We start from the raw sequence: 17016 nt of genomic DNA, 5'->3' as shown, positions 1-17016 counted from the left end.
ATAAACAGAAGAAAACCGAGAATTCGTCAGAACTCTCGGTTTTTCTTTTGCACTTTTAATAAGAACTTTCCCGTATAACCAGCTGGGTACCCAGTTTGATTTTACGGGGGTGGTGGGGCGTTGGACTTGTTATGACACGGTCCAGCAGTTGCATGGCTTCCTGTCCCATTTCTTCTGTGAAGACACTGATGGATGACAGGGCTGGGTAGACTTGGCGCGTGATGGCTGTATCGTTAAAGGTGATAAGTTGGACCCGTTCTGGCACGGCGATTTGGTGCTCTTGAAGGGCTCTAAGGGCACCGACAGCCAGAGTGTCGTTTGCCATGAAGAAGGCTGGGGGTAGCTGGTCACCCAGGTCGGCAATAGCCTGGCTCATCAGCTCATAGCCCGACTGGGTGGAGAACTTTCCTTGGTAGATGTAGCTTTCTTGTAGCATGCCCAAGGAGTCTAGATAGGTCCGGAAGGCAGTCAGGCGGGGGTCTGTTGGCAGTTGGTGTCCGTCTGTGGTTTCTTCCTGTCCGACTAGGAGTCCAATATCAGTCAGACCTTGTGAACGGAAGTGGTCGATAACTGTCTGAACAGAGTGTTCAAAGTCAGTTGTGACGCAGGAGAATCCCTCGGTCAGTGTATCAGAATCTACAAAGATTAGCTTGGAAGACAAGTTGGTCAGCTCTGCTATTTGCCGAAAAGAAAATTTACCAACTGCGATGATGCCGTCCAATCCTTGAAGGAGGGGATTGGTCAAGTCGTTGAAGGAGCGGATAATTTGATAGCCGAGAAGGCTGGCGGTCTGCTCAATGCTGGCACGGATGGAATAGTAGTAGAGGTCAGCCAGCTCTTCGCTTTCGGTGTACCATTGGACAATACCGATGGTGCCTTTTTGTTGGGGTGCCTGTTTTTTGAGGTGTTTGGTGTAGCCTAGGTCCTGTGCCAAGTTGAAAATGCGGTCGCGGGTTTCTGGGCTGACGGATAGGGTCAGGTCGCCCTTTAGAACTCTGGAAATGGTGGCAGAGGATAGTTGAGCTTTTTCGGCGATTTCTTTGATAGTAACCATGTTTTTCTCCTGTTTATTTGTCTCTAGTATAGCATAAAAAATAAAATTAGTAAATTTTTAGTAAACATATTGACTTTTATTTCATGGAGTTGTACAATAAAAGAAAACGATTACAAAACCAAGGAGGTTCTTATGAACAAAGAACAACTCAAGCAAGCCTTTCTCGATGTGTTTGGTCGAGAGGCAGACGCAACTTTCTTCTCACCAGGTCGGATTAACTTGATTGGTGAGCACACGGACTACAACGGTGGACATGTTTTTCCTGCGGCTATTACCTTGGGGACCTACGGTGCTGCTCGCAAACGTGATGACCAGCTTCTACGTTTTTATTCCGCAAACTTTGAAGAGCTTGGAATTATTGAAGTGGATTTGAACAATCTAGTCTTTGATAAGGCGGACAACTGGACCAACTATGCCAAAGGAGTTCTCAAGTTCTTGCAAGAAGCAGGACATAGCATTGATACAGGTATGGAAGTCTTTGTTTACGGTAACATTCCAAATGGTTCTGGTTTGTCTTCATCAGCTTCCTTGGAACTCTTGATTGGTATCATCGCAGAAGAATTGTACGGACTTGAATTGACGCGTCTTGATTTGGTGAAAATTGGCAAGCAAACGGAAAATCACTTTATCGGTGTCAATTCAGGTATCATGGACCAGTTTGCTATCGGTATGGGAGCAGACCAGCGTGCCATTTATCTGGATACCAATAGCTTGGAGTATGAATTGGTGCCACTGGATTTGGGTGACCATGTGATTGTCATCATGAACACCAACAAACGCCGTGAATTGGCAGATTCTAAGTACAATGAGCGTCGTGCGGAATGTGAAAAAGCGGTGGAAGAATTGAATGCAGTCTTGAATATTCAAACTCTGGGAGAATTGGATGAATGGACCTTTGATCAATATAGTTATTTGATTAAGGATGAAAATCGTATCAAGCGTGCCCGCCATGCTGTCTTAGAAAATCAACGGACCTTGCAGGCGCGTAAGGCCTTGGAAGAAGGAGATTTGGCAACCTTTGGTCGTTTGGTCAATGCTTCTCATGTCTCTTTGGAACATGATTATGAAGTGACAGGTTTGGAATTGGATACCTTGGCTCATACAGCTTGGGAGCAAGAAGGCGTTCTTGGTGCTCGGATGACAGGAGCTGGTTTCGGCGGTTGTGGTATTGCTATTGTCCATAAGGATAAGATTGATGCCTTTACTGAAAATGTTGGTAAGACCTATACTGAGGTCGTTGGCTATGAACCAAGCTTCTATGTAGCGGAAATTGCTGGAGGCTCTCGCGTCTTATAGTCATTCATTTTGTCTTTTATTAGGTTGACAGAAGTGACTTATATGTCAGTTGCTCGACTGGATGCGACGAACGTTGAGAAGTGGTATTGGCTTGTTTCCTAGCCTTTTCTTAAACTGAAAGACTATTTTTAATAATAGATTGGAGAAATGATGACAGGATTGGTGGATCGTTTTGTTGAGCAGGTCATTGCCAACAGTGATTTTGAGGAAATGGATGCTCTTTACCTGCGCAATCGAGTCTTGGCTTTGGTGGGAGACCAGGTTTTGACTGTTCAAATAGATTTAGAGGACTTGATTGAATTAAAAGATGAACTATTGGCTCATGGAGTTCGAACTGGTTTTGTGGGTGAATTGCTGGAAGAGCAGGACATGGTTGGGGCTTGTTTGATGGATTTGATGACACCGAGTCCGAGTCAGGTCAATCGTGATTTTTGGCAGACCTATCAGGACAGTCCAGAGCAAGCGATTGGCGACTTCTATGAATTGAGCAAGCGCAATGACTATATCAAGATGGCTGCGATTGCGAAAAATATCTATTATCAAGTTTCAACAGAGTATGGGGATTTGGAAATCACAATCAATCTGTCCAAACCTGAGAAGGATCCCAAGTCTATTGCAGCTGCTACGAAAGCTGAAGCAAGCAATTATCCCAAATGTCTACTCTGTATGGAAAATGAGGGCTATCAGGGTCGGATTAATCACCCTGCACGCGCCAACCACCGCATTATTCGCTTGGATCTTGGTCAGGAAAAGTGGGGCTTCCAGTATTCGCCCTATGCTTACTACAATGAACATGCTATTTTCCTAAATCAGGAACATGTGCCGATGGTCATTAGTCCCCAAACCTTTGAACAGCTTTTGGACTTGCTGGACATCTTTCCAAATTATTTTGTCGGCTCCAACTCAGACCTACCAATCTCGGGTGGCTCCATCTTGACCCACAATCACTATCAGGGTGGGCGGCACAGTTTTGCCATGGAAAAGGCACCGATAGAAGGCCAGCTGGTCTTCGACGGCTTTGAGTCCGTTTCGGCAGGGATTGTCAAATGGCCCATGTCGGTGATTCGCTTGAGTTCAGCAGATAAGGCATCGCTTCTTGGTTTGGCTACTAAGATTTTGGAAAAATGGCGGAGCTACTCAGATGATAGCGTTCAGATTAAGGCTGAGACGGATGGAACTCCCCATCATACCATCACCCCTATTGCTCGGAAACGAGGAGATTTGTACGAGCTGGATTTGGTTCTCCGCGACAATCAAACCTCGGAAGAATTTCCAGATGGCATCTATCATCCACATCCAGATGTGCAACATATCAAGAAAGAAAATATCGGCCTGATTGAGGTAATGGGCTTGGCGATTTTACCTCCACGTTTAAAGGCAGAATTGGCTGAAGTAGAAAAATTCTTACTGGGTCAAGATAGTCAAGTGGCTGACTATCATCAGCCTTGGGCGGAAAGCCTGAAAACAGCTCACCCAGATGTGACGGAAGAAACCGTCGAACAAGTTGTTCGTGAGTCAGTGGGACAAATTTTCGCGCGTGTATTGGAAGATGCAGGTGTCTACAAACGAACTCCAGAAGGACAGGCAGCCTTTCTACGATTCGTAGAATTTGTAGGTTTAGTAGCATAAATGTAAGAAAGAGTGGGACGGTGTCCTGCTCTTTTGGTATAATGGAAGTATTCACAGTGTGAGAAGGAGATATGATGGCGGAAAAGAGATTGGGGACACTGATTACATTAATAGCAGGTATAGCCTGGGGCTTGTCTGGAGTGAGTGGGCAGTACTTGATGTCACGTGGTGTTTCAGTAGATATGATTACCTCCCTGCGTTTGTTGGTATCGGGATTCTTTCTCGTTGGCCTGGCTTATGCTACAGCGAAAGAACAGCTGTTGATAGTGTTGAAAAATAGAAAAGCCTTGTTGGGAATTTTTGTTTTTGCGATGTTGGGTCTGGTTCTTAACCAGATGGCTTATTTACAAGCCATCTATCATACCAATGCGGGAACGGCTACGGTTTTACAATACCTTTGCCCTATCTTAGTCTTGGCTTATACCTGTTTGAAAAATAGGGAAAAACCATCAGGGATTGAGTTGATTTCAATTATCTTAGCCGTAGCAGGAACATTTTTGATTGCGACTCATGGCAAATTAGATGAATTGGCAGTGACTCCAATCGGTTTGTTCTGGGGAATCTTTTCAGCCTTTACTTATGCGCTATATATTATTTTGCCAGGTAAATTGATTCGTCAATACGGCAGTATAACGGTGATTGGTTTAGGGATGTTAATGGGTGGTTTTGTAGTCACGCTTGGTTTGCAAACTTGGCAGCATCGTCTTCCTATTGATGGTGGAAGTTTCTTGGGCCTGTTAGGTATTGTCGGAGTCGGGACGATTTTTGCCTATACTGCCTTTCTTAAAGGCGTCAGTATGGTTGGTCCTGTCAATGGCAGTCTTTTGGCCTCGATTGAGCCGATTGCATCTGTCTTTTTTGCAGTATGGTTGGTCAATGAACAATTTTATGCAATTGATTTTGTTGGAATGTTGTTGATTTTACTTGCTGTTTTGCTTATTTCTTTAAAAGATATATTGGTTGCCCAAAAGAGTATTGGTTAATATACTCTTTTTTTGTTATACTAAAGAAAAAACTTGAAAGGAATAAAGATGATTAAAGAATTTTGTTCCGAAAATCATGTAGGTGTGATGAAGGCCCTATCCCTAGGAGCTAAACGGATTGAGCTCTGTGATAATTTAGCAGTCGGAGGGACGACGCCAAGTTATGGAGTGATCAAACATGTTTGTCAACTGGCTCATGAGAATGAAGCCACAGTCATGACCATGATTCGCCCTCGCGGTGGAGATTTTTGCTACGATGAAGCAGAGGTTGAAATGATGGTTGAGGATTGTAAAGTAGCGATTGAACTGGGGGCAGATGGTCTGGTTTATGGTTTGTTAACCGAGGAAAATTGGTTGGACGAACCAGCCTTGGAAAGACTGTTTGCTGTTTCGCAGGACTGTCAGATTGTCTTTCACATGGCTTTTGACCAAATTCCTCGCGAACGCCAATTTGAGGCTCTTGATTGGCTGGCAGCTCATGGAGTGACACGGATTTTAACAAGAGGCAGTTTGACGGGGTCTGCCTTGAACAATGTCGATTGGTTGCAGGAGCTTGTTTCCTATGCCCAAGGTAAGATAGAAATCTTAATTGGAGGTGGCTTGACAGTGGACAATGTGCCTGAATTACTGGAAAAACTAGCTATTGACCAAGTTCATGGGACAAGATTGTTTTGGTAGGACAGGTCTGCCTCTAAACGGCTCAGCAGACTATTTACTTTTCTGGGTTTATATTAGCTTTATTTAAGGAAGAGGGAGTATACTCTTTTTATTCTTTTTCATATCCCTCCTAGAAAGCACCTAAGTGGGTGCTTTTTGTTCATATTGCACAAAGGGTTTGTGATATGAAAATATTTACAAAAATGTATAAACTTGTTACAATACTGGTATAAATAAACACGTGGGGAGGAGACTATGGGGATGGTTGGAAATCACGAAATTTCAGATAAGATTCTATTGCCAGATGGATATTATGAGAAGCTTTTAGAGTATGCACAAGCTGAGAAAACTGGTTTCGATGCGGAATTGGAAAGACTTGGCGAGCAGGGGCTGTTGCTTAATGTCTACAAGGGTCAGGAAGCAGATAGGGAAATTATCCTGTCTGATATTGAGAACTTAGACAAAGAAATTAGAGAAGAGTTGGCTCAATATGCCGTAACACTTCTGAATCCATTGCGTAAACAGTTGGGGACTGTAGCAGTGGAGATGAGTGATTTTGCTTTGGACTATGCTGTTCGTTTAGCCCAATCCTTGAATAGTACTTTGCGTTATCATAATTATGATAGTTTGATTGCCATTGCTAAAACCAAAGGAGTTGAACCCAAAGGTAAGGACTGTCAATCATTTTCAGAGTACAGACAGCGTTACAGTCTCTATGATGCTAAGAAGTTAATTTATCACGCTCTCGCATGGCGTCTATTCGATGATAGTCATGCAAATTATGGACATGCTCTTACCATTTTGGGGTTGGATGAGGATGAGTCAGGAGTAGAGCAAATCGGTTTTGCTTTTTCAAAGTTTACTCTTGATATTGATTGGTTGCTAACCCATATGATTTTCATTCCGAAAGATTGGATTTTGGAAGAAGGGCAGATGTAATTTACAACTACCATTAGATTACCTCCAGAAGGCACTCGGTTGATCCGAGTGTTTTCTGCTATCCATTCGCATTTTTCTTAGAAAAATGGTATAATTATCTGATAAAAAACTTTGGAGACGATAGTGAGTTTAGAAAATTACATGCCAGATTTTGCCTTGGAAAAGGCTTATGACGTGACCGTCGAAAGCTTGAAAAAACATGGCATAAAAGTAGTGTTTGTTGACTTGGATAATACCTTGATTGCTTGGAACAATCCCGATGGAACGCCAGAGATGCGCCAGTGGTTACATGATTTGCGAGACGCAGGCATTCCCGTTGTGGTGGTTTCAAACAATAAATACGAACGTGTCAAACGTGCGGTTGAAAAATTTGGGATTGAATTTGAAGCCTTCGCTCTCAAGCCTTTCACCTTTGGGATTAACCGAGCCCTTAAACGCTATGATGTCCAGCCACATGAAGTGGTCATGATTGGCGATCAGTTGATGACGGACATTCGGGCTGCTAAGCGAGCAGGTCTCAAGTCTGTCTTGGTCAAACCCTTGATAAAGACGGACTCTATTAATACGCAGATTAACCGTTGGCGTGAACGACGGACCATGAAAAAAATCATCGCTAAATATGGAGCGATAGACTACAAGAGGGAGATGTAAGTGGAAGAATTATTTTGTATCGGCTGTGGTGCCCAGATTCAGACGCTAGACAAGGCAGTCGCTGGTTTTACACCTCAATCAGCCCTAGAAAAAGGCCTGGAAACAGGGCAACTTTATTGCCAACGTTGTTTCCGTTTGCGCCATTACAATGAGATTTCAGATGTCAATATCTCGGATGACGATTTCTTGAAACTCCTCCATAGCGTAGGAGAAAGCGATGCTTTGGTGGTTAATGTCATTGATATTTTTGATTTCAATGGTTCAGTCATTCCAGGTTTGCCTCGCTTTATTTCAGGCAATGATGTACTTTTGGTCGGCAACAAGCAGGACATTTTACCCAAGTCTGTCAAGACAGGCAAGGTCACTCAGTGGTTGACCGAACGGGCGCATGAAATCGGCATGCGACCAGTCGATGTGGTCTTGACTTCAGCCCAAAACAAGCAAGCTATCAAGGACTTGATTGAAAAGATTGAACAACACCGCAAGGGACGGGATGTCTATGTGGTCGGCGTGACCAACGTTGGCAAGTCAACCTTGATCAATGCTATTATCCAAGAAATCACAGGGGACAAGGATGTCATTACGACTTCACGTTTCCCTGGAACGACGCTGGATAAGATTGAAATTCCTTTGGATGATGGTTCATACATCTATGACACGCCAGGAATTATCCATCGTCACCAGATGGCCCATTATTTGACGGCTAAAAATCTTAAGTACATCAGCCCTCGGAAAGAAATCAAGCCAAAGACCTACCAGCTCAATCCAGAACAAACCTTGTTCTTGGCAGGTCTGGGACGATTTGACTTTGTGGCTGGTGAACGCCAAGGCTTTACGGCCTTCTTTGACAATGAATTGCAGCTCCACCGAACCAAACTGCAGGGAGCTAGTGAATTTTATCAGAAACATGCAGGTTCACTTTTAGTGCCGCCAACCAGCAAGGAATTGAAAGAATTTCCTGAATTGGTCCGTCATGAATTTACCATCAACGAAAAGACGGATGTGGTTTTCTCAGGTCTTGGTTGGATTCGTGTCAATGAAAAGGCCAAGATTGCTGCCTGGGCGCCTAAGGGTGTGGATGTGGTGATCCGCAAGGCGATTATTTAGATGTGAGTACTGGTTACATTTGTTAGCCAATAAATTATAGAAACATAGGAAAAATAGATGTCATTAACTTCAAAACAACGTGCCTTTTTGAACAGTCAGGCACACAGTCTCAAACCCATCATTCAGATTGGGAAAAATGGTCTCAATAACCAGATTAAAACCAGTGTTCGTCAGGCGCTGGACGCGCGTGAATTGATCAAGGTGACCTTGCTACAAAATACGGATGAAAACATTCACGAAGTAGCTGAAATCTTGGAAGAAGAAATCGGTGTGGATACGGTCCAAAAAATCGGTCGCATCTTGATTTTATTCAAACAATCTAGCAAGAAAGAGAACCGTAAAATTTCCAAACAGGTCAAAGAAATCTAAGAAGGAGAGCCTATGGCTATTGAACTCTTAACACCCTTTACCAAGGTTGAATTAGAGGTTGAAAAGAAAGAAACCAATCGCAAACAAGTGGGGATTCTGGGAGGAAACTTCAATCCTGTCCACAATGCTCATTTGATTGTGGCAGACCAGGTCCGTCAACAGTTGAAGCTGGATGAAGTCTTGCTCATGCCAGAATTCATTCCGCCCCATGTGGATAAGAAAGAAACCATTGACGAATACCATCGCTATTCCATGCTCAAGATGGCTATTGCAGGTATTGACGGCTTGGGGATTGAAACCATTGAACTGGAACGCCGTGGTGTCAGCTATACCTACGACACCATGAAATTGCTGAAGGAAAAAAATCCTGATACGGATTATTATTTCATCATCGGTGCAGATATGGTAGACTATCTCCCAAAATGGCACAGGATTGATGAATTGGTCCAGTTGGTGCAGTTTGTTGGTGTCCAGCGTCCTCGTTACAAGGCAGGGACTTCCTATCCGGTTATCTGGGTAGATGTGCCCTTGATGGACATTTCCTCCAGCATGGTGCGGAGCTTTATCAAGCAAGGACGGGTGCCGAATTTTATGGTGCCTCATGAAGTTCTGGACTATATCGAAGAAAAGGGACTTTACCAATGATTGCAGCAGATTTGACATTTGACCGTCAGGCTCTTTTGGAAAAAATCCGTGTAGCCATGAAGCCAGCGCGCTTCCAACATGTCTTGGGTGTGGAAGAGGCGGCGCTTGCCTTGGCAGACCAATACGGCTGTGATCCGAAAAAAGCCAGTCTAGCAGCGCTCTTACATGACTATGCCAAGGAAGTGGAAGATCAAGTCTTTCTGGACTTGATTGCCAAGTATGATTTGGACAAGGACCTGCTTAACTGGGATAATAACATCTGGCACGGTGTGGTTGGGGCCTATAAAATCGCAGAAGATTTTGGCTTGAAAGATGAGGAAATTTTCCAAGCCATTCAACGACATACTATTGGTGCTGGGCAGATGACTTTGCTGGACAAGGTGCTCTATGTGGCGGACTACATCGAACCCAATCGGGATTTTCCTGGGGTGGATGAGGCGCGTCGTATCGCAAAAGAGTCCTTGGACAAGGCGGTAGCCTATGAAACTGCCCAGACCATTTCCTACTTGGCCAAGAAGGGAATTCCCATTTATCCACAAACCTTGGAAACCTATAATGGATATGTTGATTGGTTGAAGGAGTAGGAATGATTGCATTAAAACCTGTGGATGAAAGCTCCTATCAAGCTGTCTTGGACTTGACAGTAGCCGAGGCAGATAAGGGCTTCGTGGCTCCCAACGTGCGTTCCTTGGCGGATGCCTGGCTATACAGAGATAATGGGAGTGGGAAAGAACTCGACGGGTTCTAAAAGAGTTCCCCTCACTTCCAAATAGTAGGTTCGGGCTAAAATAGTCCACCGGACTATTTTACTCCCACCCCCGCATAGCTCCAACAGTCAGAGTAGTGACTGTTGGAGGTTGGAAATGAAGCGAACTCGTTCGCATCAGTCGTAGAGGTCAGATTTGGAGTGTGTAGCACGAACAAAGCTGCCAATCAACCACTGCGCTGAGATGTTGACTCAAACTTTGAGAAGTGTACTTGCACTAGAACCTTGCCTCCCTTATGCCATCTGGGCAGATGAGCAGGTTGTTGGCTTTGCCCTGATTGACATTGATGAGGACATCCAACAATATATGCTCTGGCGGTTTATGATTGGTCAAGAATTTCAGGGGAAAGGCTATGGACAGGCAGCTTTGGAAGCTGTTATTCAACTGGCTCAGAAGCACCCTGTCTGTAATCATTTGATTGTCTCTTATGTCAAGGGCAACCAAAAGATGGCAAGACTCTTGGAGAAAAATGGTTTTGTCTTAGATCTTGAAGAAGAAAGGGAATTGGTGTTCCGTTTGGAAACGCCTGGGGTCAAGTTTTGAAATCTGCAATGTTAGTCATTGATATTCAAAACCTCCTAGTGGAGGAAAAACCTTATGCCATTGAAGAGCGATTAGCACTCTGGCAAGATAGCCTTGCTCAAGCCCGTCAAGCGGGGCTAGAGGTCATCCATGTCCGCCATCATGATCAGGAATTGGTCAAGGGGACTGCTGACTGGGAGATTCACTCAACTGTTGCTCCCTTAGCTAGTGAGAAGATTTTCGATAAGACCTTTAATAGTGCCTTCAAGGAAACAGGGCTTCATACTTATTTGCAGGAAAAGGGAATTGAGCAGCTCATTATCATGGGCATGGCGACCAATTTTTGCATTGACACGACGATTAAAGTAGCCTTTGAACTAGGCTACAAGGTGGCTGTGATTCAGGACGGAACGACGACAGGTTATTCAGGCAAATTGGATGCCAAGGACTTGATTGACCACTACCAAAACATCTGGTCATGGAATTTTGCCCAGGTGGATACATTAGAAAATATAATTAGAGGATAAGATGAAAGAACTAGATTTAGTAAAAGTTGTGGTCCAGGCTGCTGATGACAAGCGAGCTGAGGACCTTGTTGTAATTGATGTTCAAGGCGTGACCAGCCTGACAGACTACTTTGTGATTGCCAGTTCTATGAACAGTCGCCAGTTGGAGGCTATTGCGGAAAACATCCGTGAAAAGGTAGCGGAAGTTGGGATCAAGGGGAGCCGTGTAGAAGGCGATAGTAACGGTGGCTGGGTCCTTTTGGACCTTGGAGGCGTAGTCGTTCATATCTTCTCAGAAGAAATGCGTGACCTCTACAACCTTGAAAAATTATGGCACGAAGGCAGCTTCTTGGAAGTCGCAGAACTTTTAGAAGAGAAGTAGTGAGAGTGGAGAGAACTCGACTGGCAAAAAGAGTTTGTCAACAACTCAAAACTATGACTTTTTGAACACAGTGTGAGTTAATGAAGCAGTCGATTGGCTGCTTTTTATGAAAGGAAAATATGGCAGCATCTAAAAGTAAGCGGTCACGAAGAGAATTTTTCAAAAATAATATCGCAGTAAATGAGAAGGATTTTCCTTCTGATGAATTTGAGGTGCATCACGTTATAGAGTGGGCTGAGATTGATGAGGAAAATCACTTATCGAGACAGAAAATCGACACTTATAAAAATATGTTTCTTCTGAGTAAAGAAGTACATAAAGAAATTACAAGAAAAACAAATTCCTCTCGTGCGTCGAATAGAGGACAATATGGAGTAACACCTAGAAAATTCTATAAAGTTGAAATTTATGATGATATTGAGGAAATATTAGTGAAATTAATAAATATTATGGACTTTAAAGATTTTATAGAGTTAAAATATGGAAAAGATATCTTTTTTGATTTAAAAAATAAGGACATCATCTTGAAATATAATGAAGAAATGTTAGAAGAACATTTCGGATAATGGAGAAAAATATGGCAACTTATGAAACCTTTGCGGCGGTCTATGATGAAATCATGGATGACAGCTTGTATGATAAATGGACAGATTTTAGCTTGCGGAACTTGCCACAAGACACTAAGACAATTTTAGAATTGGCCTGTGGGACAGGGATTCAGGCTGTACGTTTTGCTCAAAAGGGCTTTGAAGTGACAGGGCTTGACCTGTCCTATGAAATGTTGGAATTAGCCCAGAAAAAAGCAGAAGCTGCGGGTGTCATGATGGAGTTGGCCCAAGCAGATATGATGGCTCTGGAAGGTGTTGGAGATTTCGATGCGGTGACCTGTTACTCGGACAGTCTGTGCTATATGGCGGACCAAGAAGCTGTTTTGCAGGTCTTTGAAGGAGTTCACTCTGTTCTCAATCAAGGTGGTACTTTCCTTTTTGACGTTCACTCCATCTATCAAATGGAGGAAGTGTTTGCAGGCTATAGCTACCATGAAAACTACGAGGATTTTGCCTTTGTCTGGGATACCTATGAGGGTGAGCACGAGCATTCCATTGTTCACGAATTGACCTTCTTTGTCAAAGATGAGGACAGTCAAGAGGAGCGGTTTATCCGTCGGGATGAAGTTCATGAAGAGCGGACCTATCCAATTGAAGCCTATGTGGAATTGTTGAAACAAGCTGGTTTTGCATCTGTGGAAGTCTTTGCGGACTTTGAAGATCAAGCTCCGACAGAAACTAGCCAGCGGTGGTTTTTCAAGTGTAAAAAGTAAGATTTAAAATTAAAGTGAAGTTTTCGGATCCCACCAATTAGAGTGGGATTTTGTGATATAATAAAAATAAATATATCTGTAAAGGAAAATGACATGGAGAGTTTACATCGTAAAATCAGTAACTGGGGTCAAAAAATATTCCTTCAGTTCAAAAATAGAACTCCTAATATGGAAGGAATAAGTTTTAATAGACTGACATCTAATAAAAATATAGATTTGGAAAGGGAAAATCCAAGTTTTAAACAAGCACTAGATTTTGCAATTCATGATGTTGAATTAAAAAATGTAGCAATCACGGGAAATTATGGCTCCGGAAAAAGTAGTTTGCTTGATTCTTATGAAGCGAAGTACTCTAATAAAAAATTCCTCCATATTTCTCTAGCTGACTATAAAGAAAATGATTTATCAGGCTATAAAGAAAATGATTCATCAGAGTCAGGAAAGAAACTAAATGTACGACAGATTAATGTGATTGAAGGCAAGATTATAAATCAATTACTTCATCAGATTCATCCAAGACATGTAAAGAAATCGATTTTTAAAACACTGTCTCGAACTCCAAGAAGAATACCGTTTTTATTAACTGTATATAGTGTCCTATTCTTCATTACACTTTCATATTTTTTGAAAACCAATTTTTTAAAAGCTTTAGTCACTGATGACAAGGTATTTGGCTGGGATGCAAATACTGTATTTAGCTGTTTATTTTTGATTCTTCTTTTTGTTGGCTCCCTTACAACGATTTGCTATATAGTTGAAAATAAGCCAATAAAGTCATTGACAATTGGTGGCAAAAATGTTTCATCGGAGATTGACATTTTTTCTGATCAGTCGATGAGAGTTTCCTATTTTGACAGATACCTAGATGATGTATTGTATCTTTTGAATGAATCAAGAGCTGATGTCATTGTTTTTGAGGATATCGACCGTTTTGAGAATAACACTCTTTTTGCCAAGATTAAGGAACTAAATGTATTAGTCAATAATAAGCGAAAAATAGCTAAGAAATCATCAAAGTTAATGTTTCTTTACCTGATACGAGATGATTTATTCATTTCAAAAGAAAGAACTAAATTTTTTGATTTTATAATTCCAGTCCTTCCAGTTATTACGAGTTCAAACTCTAGCGATAAGTTGACAACTACTTTAAAAGAAATGGGAATAAAATCAGGCTTAGCGGATAACTTCCTATTTAGAATCTCGCTTTATATAGATGATATGAGATTGCTTAATAATATCTGTAATGAATTTTATTCTTATCAGCTTGAATTAACGCATGACAAGACGGGTGAGAAAAATGCATTAGATCTTGATTTGGAAAAAATATTTGCAATGATTGTCTACAAAAATATTTTCCCGAAAGACTTTTCTGAGTTGCAGAATAATCAAGGTTTTCTATATTCATTGTTTAATGAGAAAGAAGTTAGAAGAAATAAAAAATTCGAGAAGATTGATAGAGAAAAACTGCAATTGGAGAATGAACTGAAAAGGATTCAGAGTGAGCACATTCAAGATGAAATTGAACTCTATGGAACAATTTTTAAAATTCCAAATGGGAGAAAGGTTGTCAGTGTCAATGATCAATTTCAAGATGAGTTTGCTTCTTATTACGATTTTATTTCTGAAATGCTGGTGGAAGGAAGTCGTATCACATCCTATGAGGATTTCGATGATGCTTACCGTAGTGTAGGTGGTAAAACAGAAAATTTGGATTCAATTTTTCCGGAGAAAGATTCCCCAGAGTTTAAGGAACGCCTTGATACTGTAAGAAGTCGCAACAATAGTAAAGAGTTGCAACAAAAAATTGATGCATTAAATCAAAAACGAATATTAGTTGAAAAACAACTGATTGCGGACATCTATACTAACCAAGAAATACATGAATTTGCAAAAAGTAGTAAAGATTTTTCTGTAATAGAAAAAAATCAGCAATTTGATATTATTTACTTCTTATTGAAAAATTCTTATATAGATGAAACCTATGCAGATTATTTGACCTATTTTTATGGCAATGTCTTAACTAAGAATGATAAAGAATTTTTGAGAAATATTTCCAGTGGAAGAAGTGCAGGTTTTGATTTCAGACTGGTAAATATTTCAAATGTCTATCATCATTTGCAATTAAAGGACTTTAGAAACGAAGAAGTTTTAAATTTCGACTTGGTTGAATACATGCTAAAAAAATTGGAGTTACAGAGTCGAGAAGAAAACTTGAGTGCTATCTTATTGCAAGAAGACAACTTGGATTTTTTGTTTGAACTGGCAAAGAAATTGTATGATAGTAAGTCTGAAAAATATAACTTGGAACAGTTTGGGCAATTGATGGAGTTCTGGCTATCTACTAATCCACAAAAATTTATTGACTATATGAAGTCTACGAAGGTGGAGTATCAAGCTCCACTAAAGAATAAGTTCATTCGAGCTTTGATGAATCAAGTGAACTTAGATAGTGTTGATAATGAAATAAAGGCGTTAGTAGCTCGTTATATCAATGAAAATTTTGATCTAATTTCACCAGATGAAGATTTTACACCATTATTCAAAACAAACCTTAAGTCAATCGATCTTAAATTTACTAATTTTACTACTTTTGGAGAGCCTAATGATGATGCTTCCAGAACTACTACTTTCTTGGAGGTTATTGACTTTATCTTTAGTAATAGTTTGTATGTGATAAATAAAGATAATTTAAGATTTTTCATGTGGTGGTTCAAGGGGGATACTTATTTTTCAGAGGATGATTTCAAGCATAAGAATTTTGAACTGCTTCATACAAATGATAATTATTCACCGCTACTAGAGTATAGTAGATTGGAGATAGCAGACTATGTCTATGCATATTTAGATATTTGTGAGGGGACTATTTTAGATAACTCAGAATATATTGTAGAACTACTTCAAAGAAACGAAGTTTACGAGTCTGTTATAACATACGAGGAGAATGAGGAATATACAGAGGAATACTTAATTAATATAATCCTACAGTTCCTTCCGGATAATAGTATACATTTCAATAGCGATGATTTTCATCAACTTGTAGAAGAGGATATTCTTGAAGAGGGGAATTATCTTACCTTGCTAAGTTTACTAGTTCAAACTTCTAAAGCTGTAGTGAATACCGATATTATCTTATCTTATTTTACAGAGAACCAAAATTATGATGATAGTCTTATCAAGTTTATCAATAATGCAAGTGATTTAAAATTTGAGAAAGATGTGTTTAAGTCATATGAGAAGGAAGAGCAAAGAAACTTTTTCACCAAAACTGTCGAATGTATGGAGTTAGATGACACCAAATATGAACTCATACTTAGCACACTTGGTTGGTACTATACCAATACATTTGATAAGATTGGGATAGAATCAAGTAAGCTTAGAATATTAATTGATTTGGAAATTATTCAGTTTAATTCTAAGAACATTGAATTTTTCAGAGATAATTATCCAGAGGATACACTATACCTAATCAAGAAACACTTATCGGAATATCTAGATACTGAAAGTAAAATAGATCAGGAAGATGAGCTGCTAGCATTGCTTGATGATGACACTATTTCGGATGATGAGAAAACTGACATTGCAGACCATGTTTTAAAAATTAGTATAAAAAATAAACAGTATTCAGAAAAATTGACTGCTCATATTTTGCAAAATCAATTTGATGAAGAGGATTTGAGTTACATCATCAGCAGTCAATTCTATGATAATCATTTATTGGACTTGCAAGAACTTGTTAGAGAACTTGCGATTGAAAATCTTGATACTATAGCTGAGGAGCATTATGCTCAAATCAGCGATAATTTAATGAGAGAACTAATCGCTGAAAAACAATCAGATACATTAACGGAATTAATTTATAATTACTATGTATATACAGTTAATTTGGATGAGAATGAGAAGCGAGAACAGTTTTCTAGGTATTTGCATTTATTTACTCTTTCAGAAAATATTACAGCCTTGAAGAAACTCAATGTATTTGATGAGTGGGATAGGGTATTGAAAACATTAAATAAACCAGGGACTAGATGGGGACAAGTGCAAAAAACAACAATAAACTTGGCATTTGCAAGATACTTAAAGAGTAGGAAATTAGTAAGCTCAATTACGGAACAAAGTAACGGAATCCGCTTAAATAGCTACAAGGATAAAACTATACCTTTGTAGACCTATGTTAGACTATGATAGAGT

17 protein-coding genes and 1 pseudogene are annotated in these 17016 nt (G+C 40.5%); 17 read left to right on the top strand and 1 reads right to left on the bottom strand.

Features of this window, described 5'->3' with window-relative positions:
* Window positions 1-55: 55 nt before the first annotated feature.
* On the bottom strand, window positions 56-1054 hold the full coding sequence (locus K5Q22_RS07860; RefSeq protein WP_205014320.1) for a LacI family DNA-binding transcriptional regulator: 999 nt from the start codon (window positions 1052-1054) through the stop codon (window positions 56-58).
* Window positions 1055-1186: 132 nt separating this feature from the next.
* Here K5Q22_RS07860 and K5Q22_RS07855 point away from each other — a divergent pair, with 132 nt between their 5' ends.
* The 17 genes and pseudogenes from K5Q22_RS07855 to K5Q22_RS07775 all read left to right on the top strand — a co-directional run bounded on the left by K5Q22_RS07855 (window position 1187) and on the right by K5Q22_RS07775 (window position 16992).
* Entirely contained in the window at window positions 1187-2350 is a 1164-nt protein-coding gene (locus tag K5Q22_RS07855) for a galactokinase (RefSeq protein WP_205014321.1), read from the top strand.
* A gap of 147 nt (window positions 2351-2497) precedes the next feature.
* On the top strand, window positions 2498-3979 hold the full coding sequence (gene galT, locus K5Q22_RS07850; RefSeq protein ID WP_205014322.1) for a UDP-glucose--hexose-1-phosphate uridylyltransferase: 1482 nt from the start codon (window positions 2498-2500) through the stop codon (window positions 3977-3979).
* 74 nt (window positions 3980-4053) lie between these two features.
* On the top strand, window positions 4054-4962 hold the full coding sequence (locus K5Q22_RS07845; protein ID WP_024412403.1) for a DMT family transporter: 909 nt from the start codon (window positions 4054-4056) through the stop codon (window positions 4960-4962).
* 48 nt (window positions 4963-5010) lie between these two features.
* Window positions 5011-5640 carry a copper homeostasis protein CutC gene (locus K5Q22_RS07840; protein ID WP_205014325.1) on the top strand — a complete coding sequence of 210 codons (630 nt, stop codon included), beginning with the start codon at window positions 5011-5013 and terminating at the stop codon, window positions 5638-5640.
* Between the two features lie 240 nt (window positions 5641-5880).
* The gene (locus K5Q22_RS07835) at window positions 5881-6558 is read left to right on the top strand and encodes an SEC10/PgrA surface exclusion domain-containing protein (protein ID WP_205014327.1); all 678 of its coding nucleotides are present in this window, start codon (window positions 5881-5883) and stop codon (window positions 6556-6558) included.
* A gap of 123 nt (window positions 6559-6681) precedes the next feature.
* Window positions 6682-7209 (top strand): YqeG family HAD IIIA-type phosphatase, encoded by a 528-nt coding sequence (locus tag K5Q22_RS07830; protein WP_024384111.1) that lies wholly within the window; start codon window positions 6682-6684, stop codon window positions 7207-7209.
* Window positions 7210-8316: a ribosome biogenesis GTPase YqeH gene (yqeH, locus tag K5Q22_RS07825; RefSeq protein WP_011922650.1), complete on the top strand. Its 1107-nt coding sequence runs from the start codon at window positions 7210-7212 to the stop codon at window positions 8314-8316.
* A gap of 57 nt (window positions 8317-8373) precedes the next feature.
* Window positions 8374-8685, top strand: a complete 312-nt coding sequence (yhbY, locus tag K5Q22_RS07820) for a ribosome assembly RNA-binding protein YhbY (protein WP_205014330.1) — start codon at window positions 8374-8376, stop codon at window positions 8683-8685.
* 12 nt (window positions 8686-8697) lie between these two features.
* Window positions 8698-9330 carry a nicotinate-nucleotide adenylyltransferase gene (locus K5Q22_RS07815; RefSeq protein WP_024381740.1) on the top strand — a complete coding sequence of 211 codons (633 nt, stop codon included), beginning with the start codon at window positions 8698-8700 and terminating at the stop codon, window positions 9328-9330.
* Window positions 9327-9914 (top strand): bis(5'-nucleosyl)-tetraphosphatase (symmetrical) YqeK, encoded by a 588-nt coding sequence (gene yqeK / locus K5Q22_RS07810; protein ID WP_205014332.1) that lies wholly within the window; start codon window positions 9327-9329, stop codon window positions 9912-9914. The genes K5Q22_RS07815 and yqeK overlap by 4 nt, the downstream gene beginning before the upstream one ends.
* Before the next feature lie 2 nt (window positions 9915-9916).
* Window positions 9917-10048: pseudogene (locus tag K5Q22_RS09805) on the top strand (histone acetyltransferase); the annotation flags it as partial.
* Window positions 10049-10232: 184 nt separating this feature from the next.
* Window positions 10233-10640: a GNAT family N-acetyltransferase gene (locus tag K5Q22_RS07800; protein ID WP_239514872.1), complete on the top strand. Its 408-nt coding sequence runs from the start codon at window positions 10233-10235 to the stop codon at window positions 10638-10640.
* Window positions 10637-11146 carry a cysteine hydrolase family protein gene (locus tag K5Q22_RS07795; RefSeq protein WP_205014333.1) on the top strand — a complete coding sequence of 170 codons (510 nt, stop codon included), beginning with the start codon at window positions 10637-10639 and terminating at the stop codon, window positions 11144-11146. Before K5Q22_RS07800 ends, K5Q22_RS07795 begins: the two co-directional genes overlap by 4 nt.
* Before the next feature lies 1 nt (window position 11147).
* Window positions 11148-11507 (top strand): ribosome silencing factor, encoded by a 360-nt coding sequence (gene rsfS, locus K5Q22_RS07790; RefSeq protein WP_099809825.1) that lies wholly within the window; start codon window positions 11148-11150, stop codon window positions 11505-11507.
* A 119-nt stretch (window positions 11508-11626) separates the two neighbouring features.
* Window positions 11627-12073 carry an HNH endonuclease gene (locus K5Q22_RS07785; RefSeq protein ID WP_029172911.1) on the top strand — a complete coding sequence of 149 codons (447 nt, stop codon included), beginning with the start codon at window positions 11627-11629 and terminating at the stop codon, window positions 12071-12073.
* A gap of 11 nt (window positions 12074-12084) precedes the next feature.
* Window positions 12085-12828, top strand: coding sequence for a class I SAM-dependent methyltransferase (locus K5Q22_RS07780; RefSeq protein WP_205014334.1), 744 nt, complete (start codon window positions 12085-12087; stop codon window positions 12826-12828).
* Window positions 12829-12921: 93 nt separating this feature from the next.
* Window positions 12922-16992, top strand: coding sequence for a hypothetical protein (locus K5Q22_RS07775; protein ID WP_205014335.1), 4071 nt, complete (start codon window positions 12922-12924; stop codon window positions 16990-16992).
* The last annotated feature ends 24 nt before the right edge of the window (window positions 16993-17016 follow it).

Source organism: Streptococcus sp. 2018162 (assembly GCF_019754175.1).
GTDB lineage: Bacteria > Bacillota > Bacilli > Lactobacillales > Streptococcaceae > Streptococcus > Streptococcus hashimotonensis.
The sequence above is the reverse complement of the archived record's forward strand: the minus strand, read 5'-3'. Positions and strand labels throughout refer to the sequence as shown.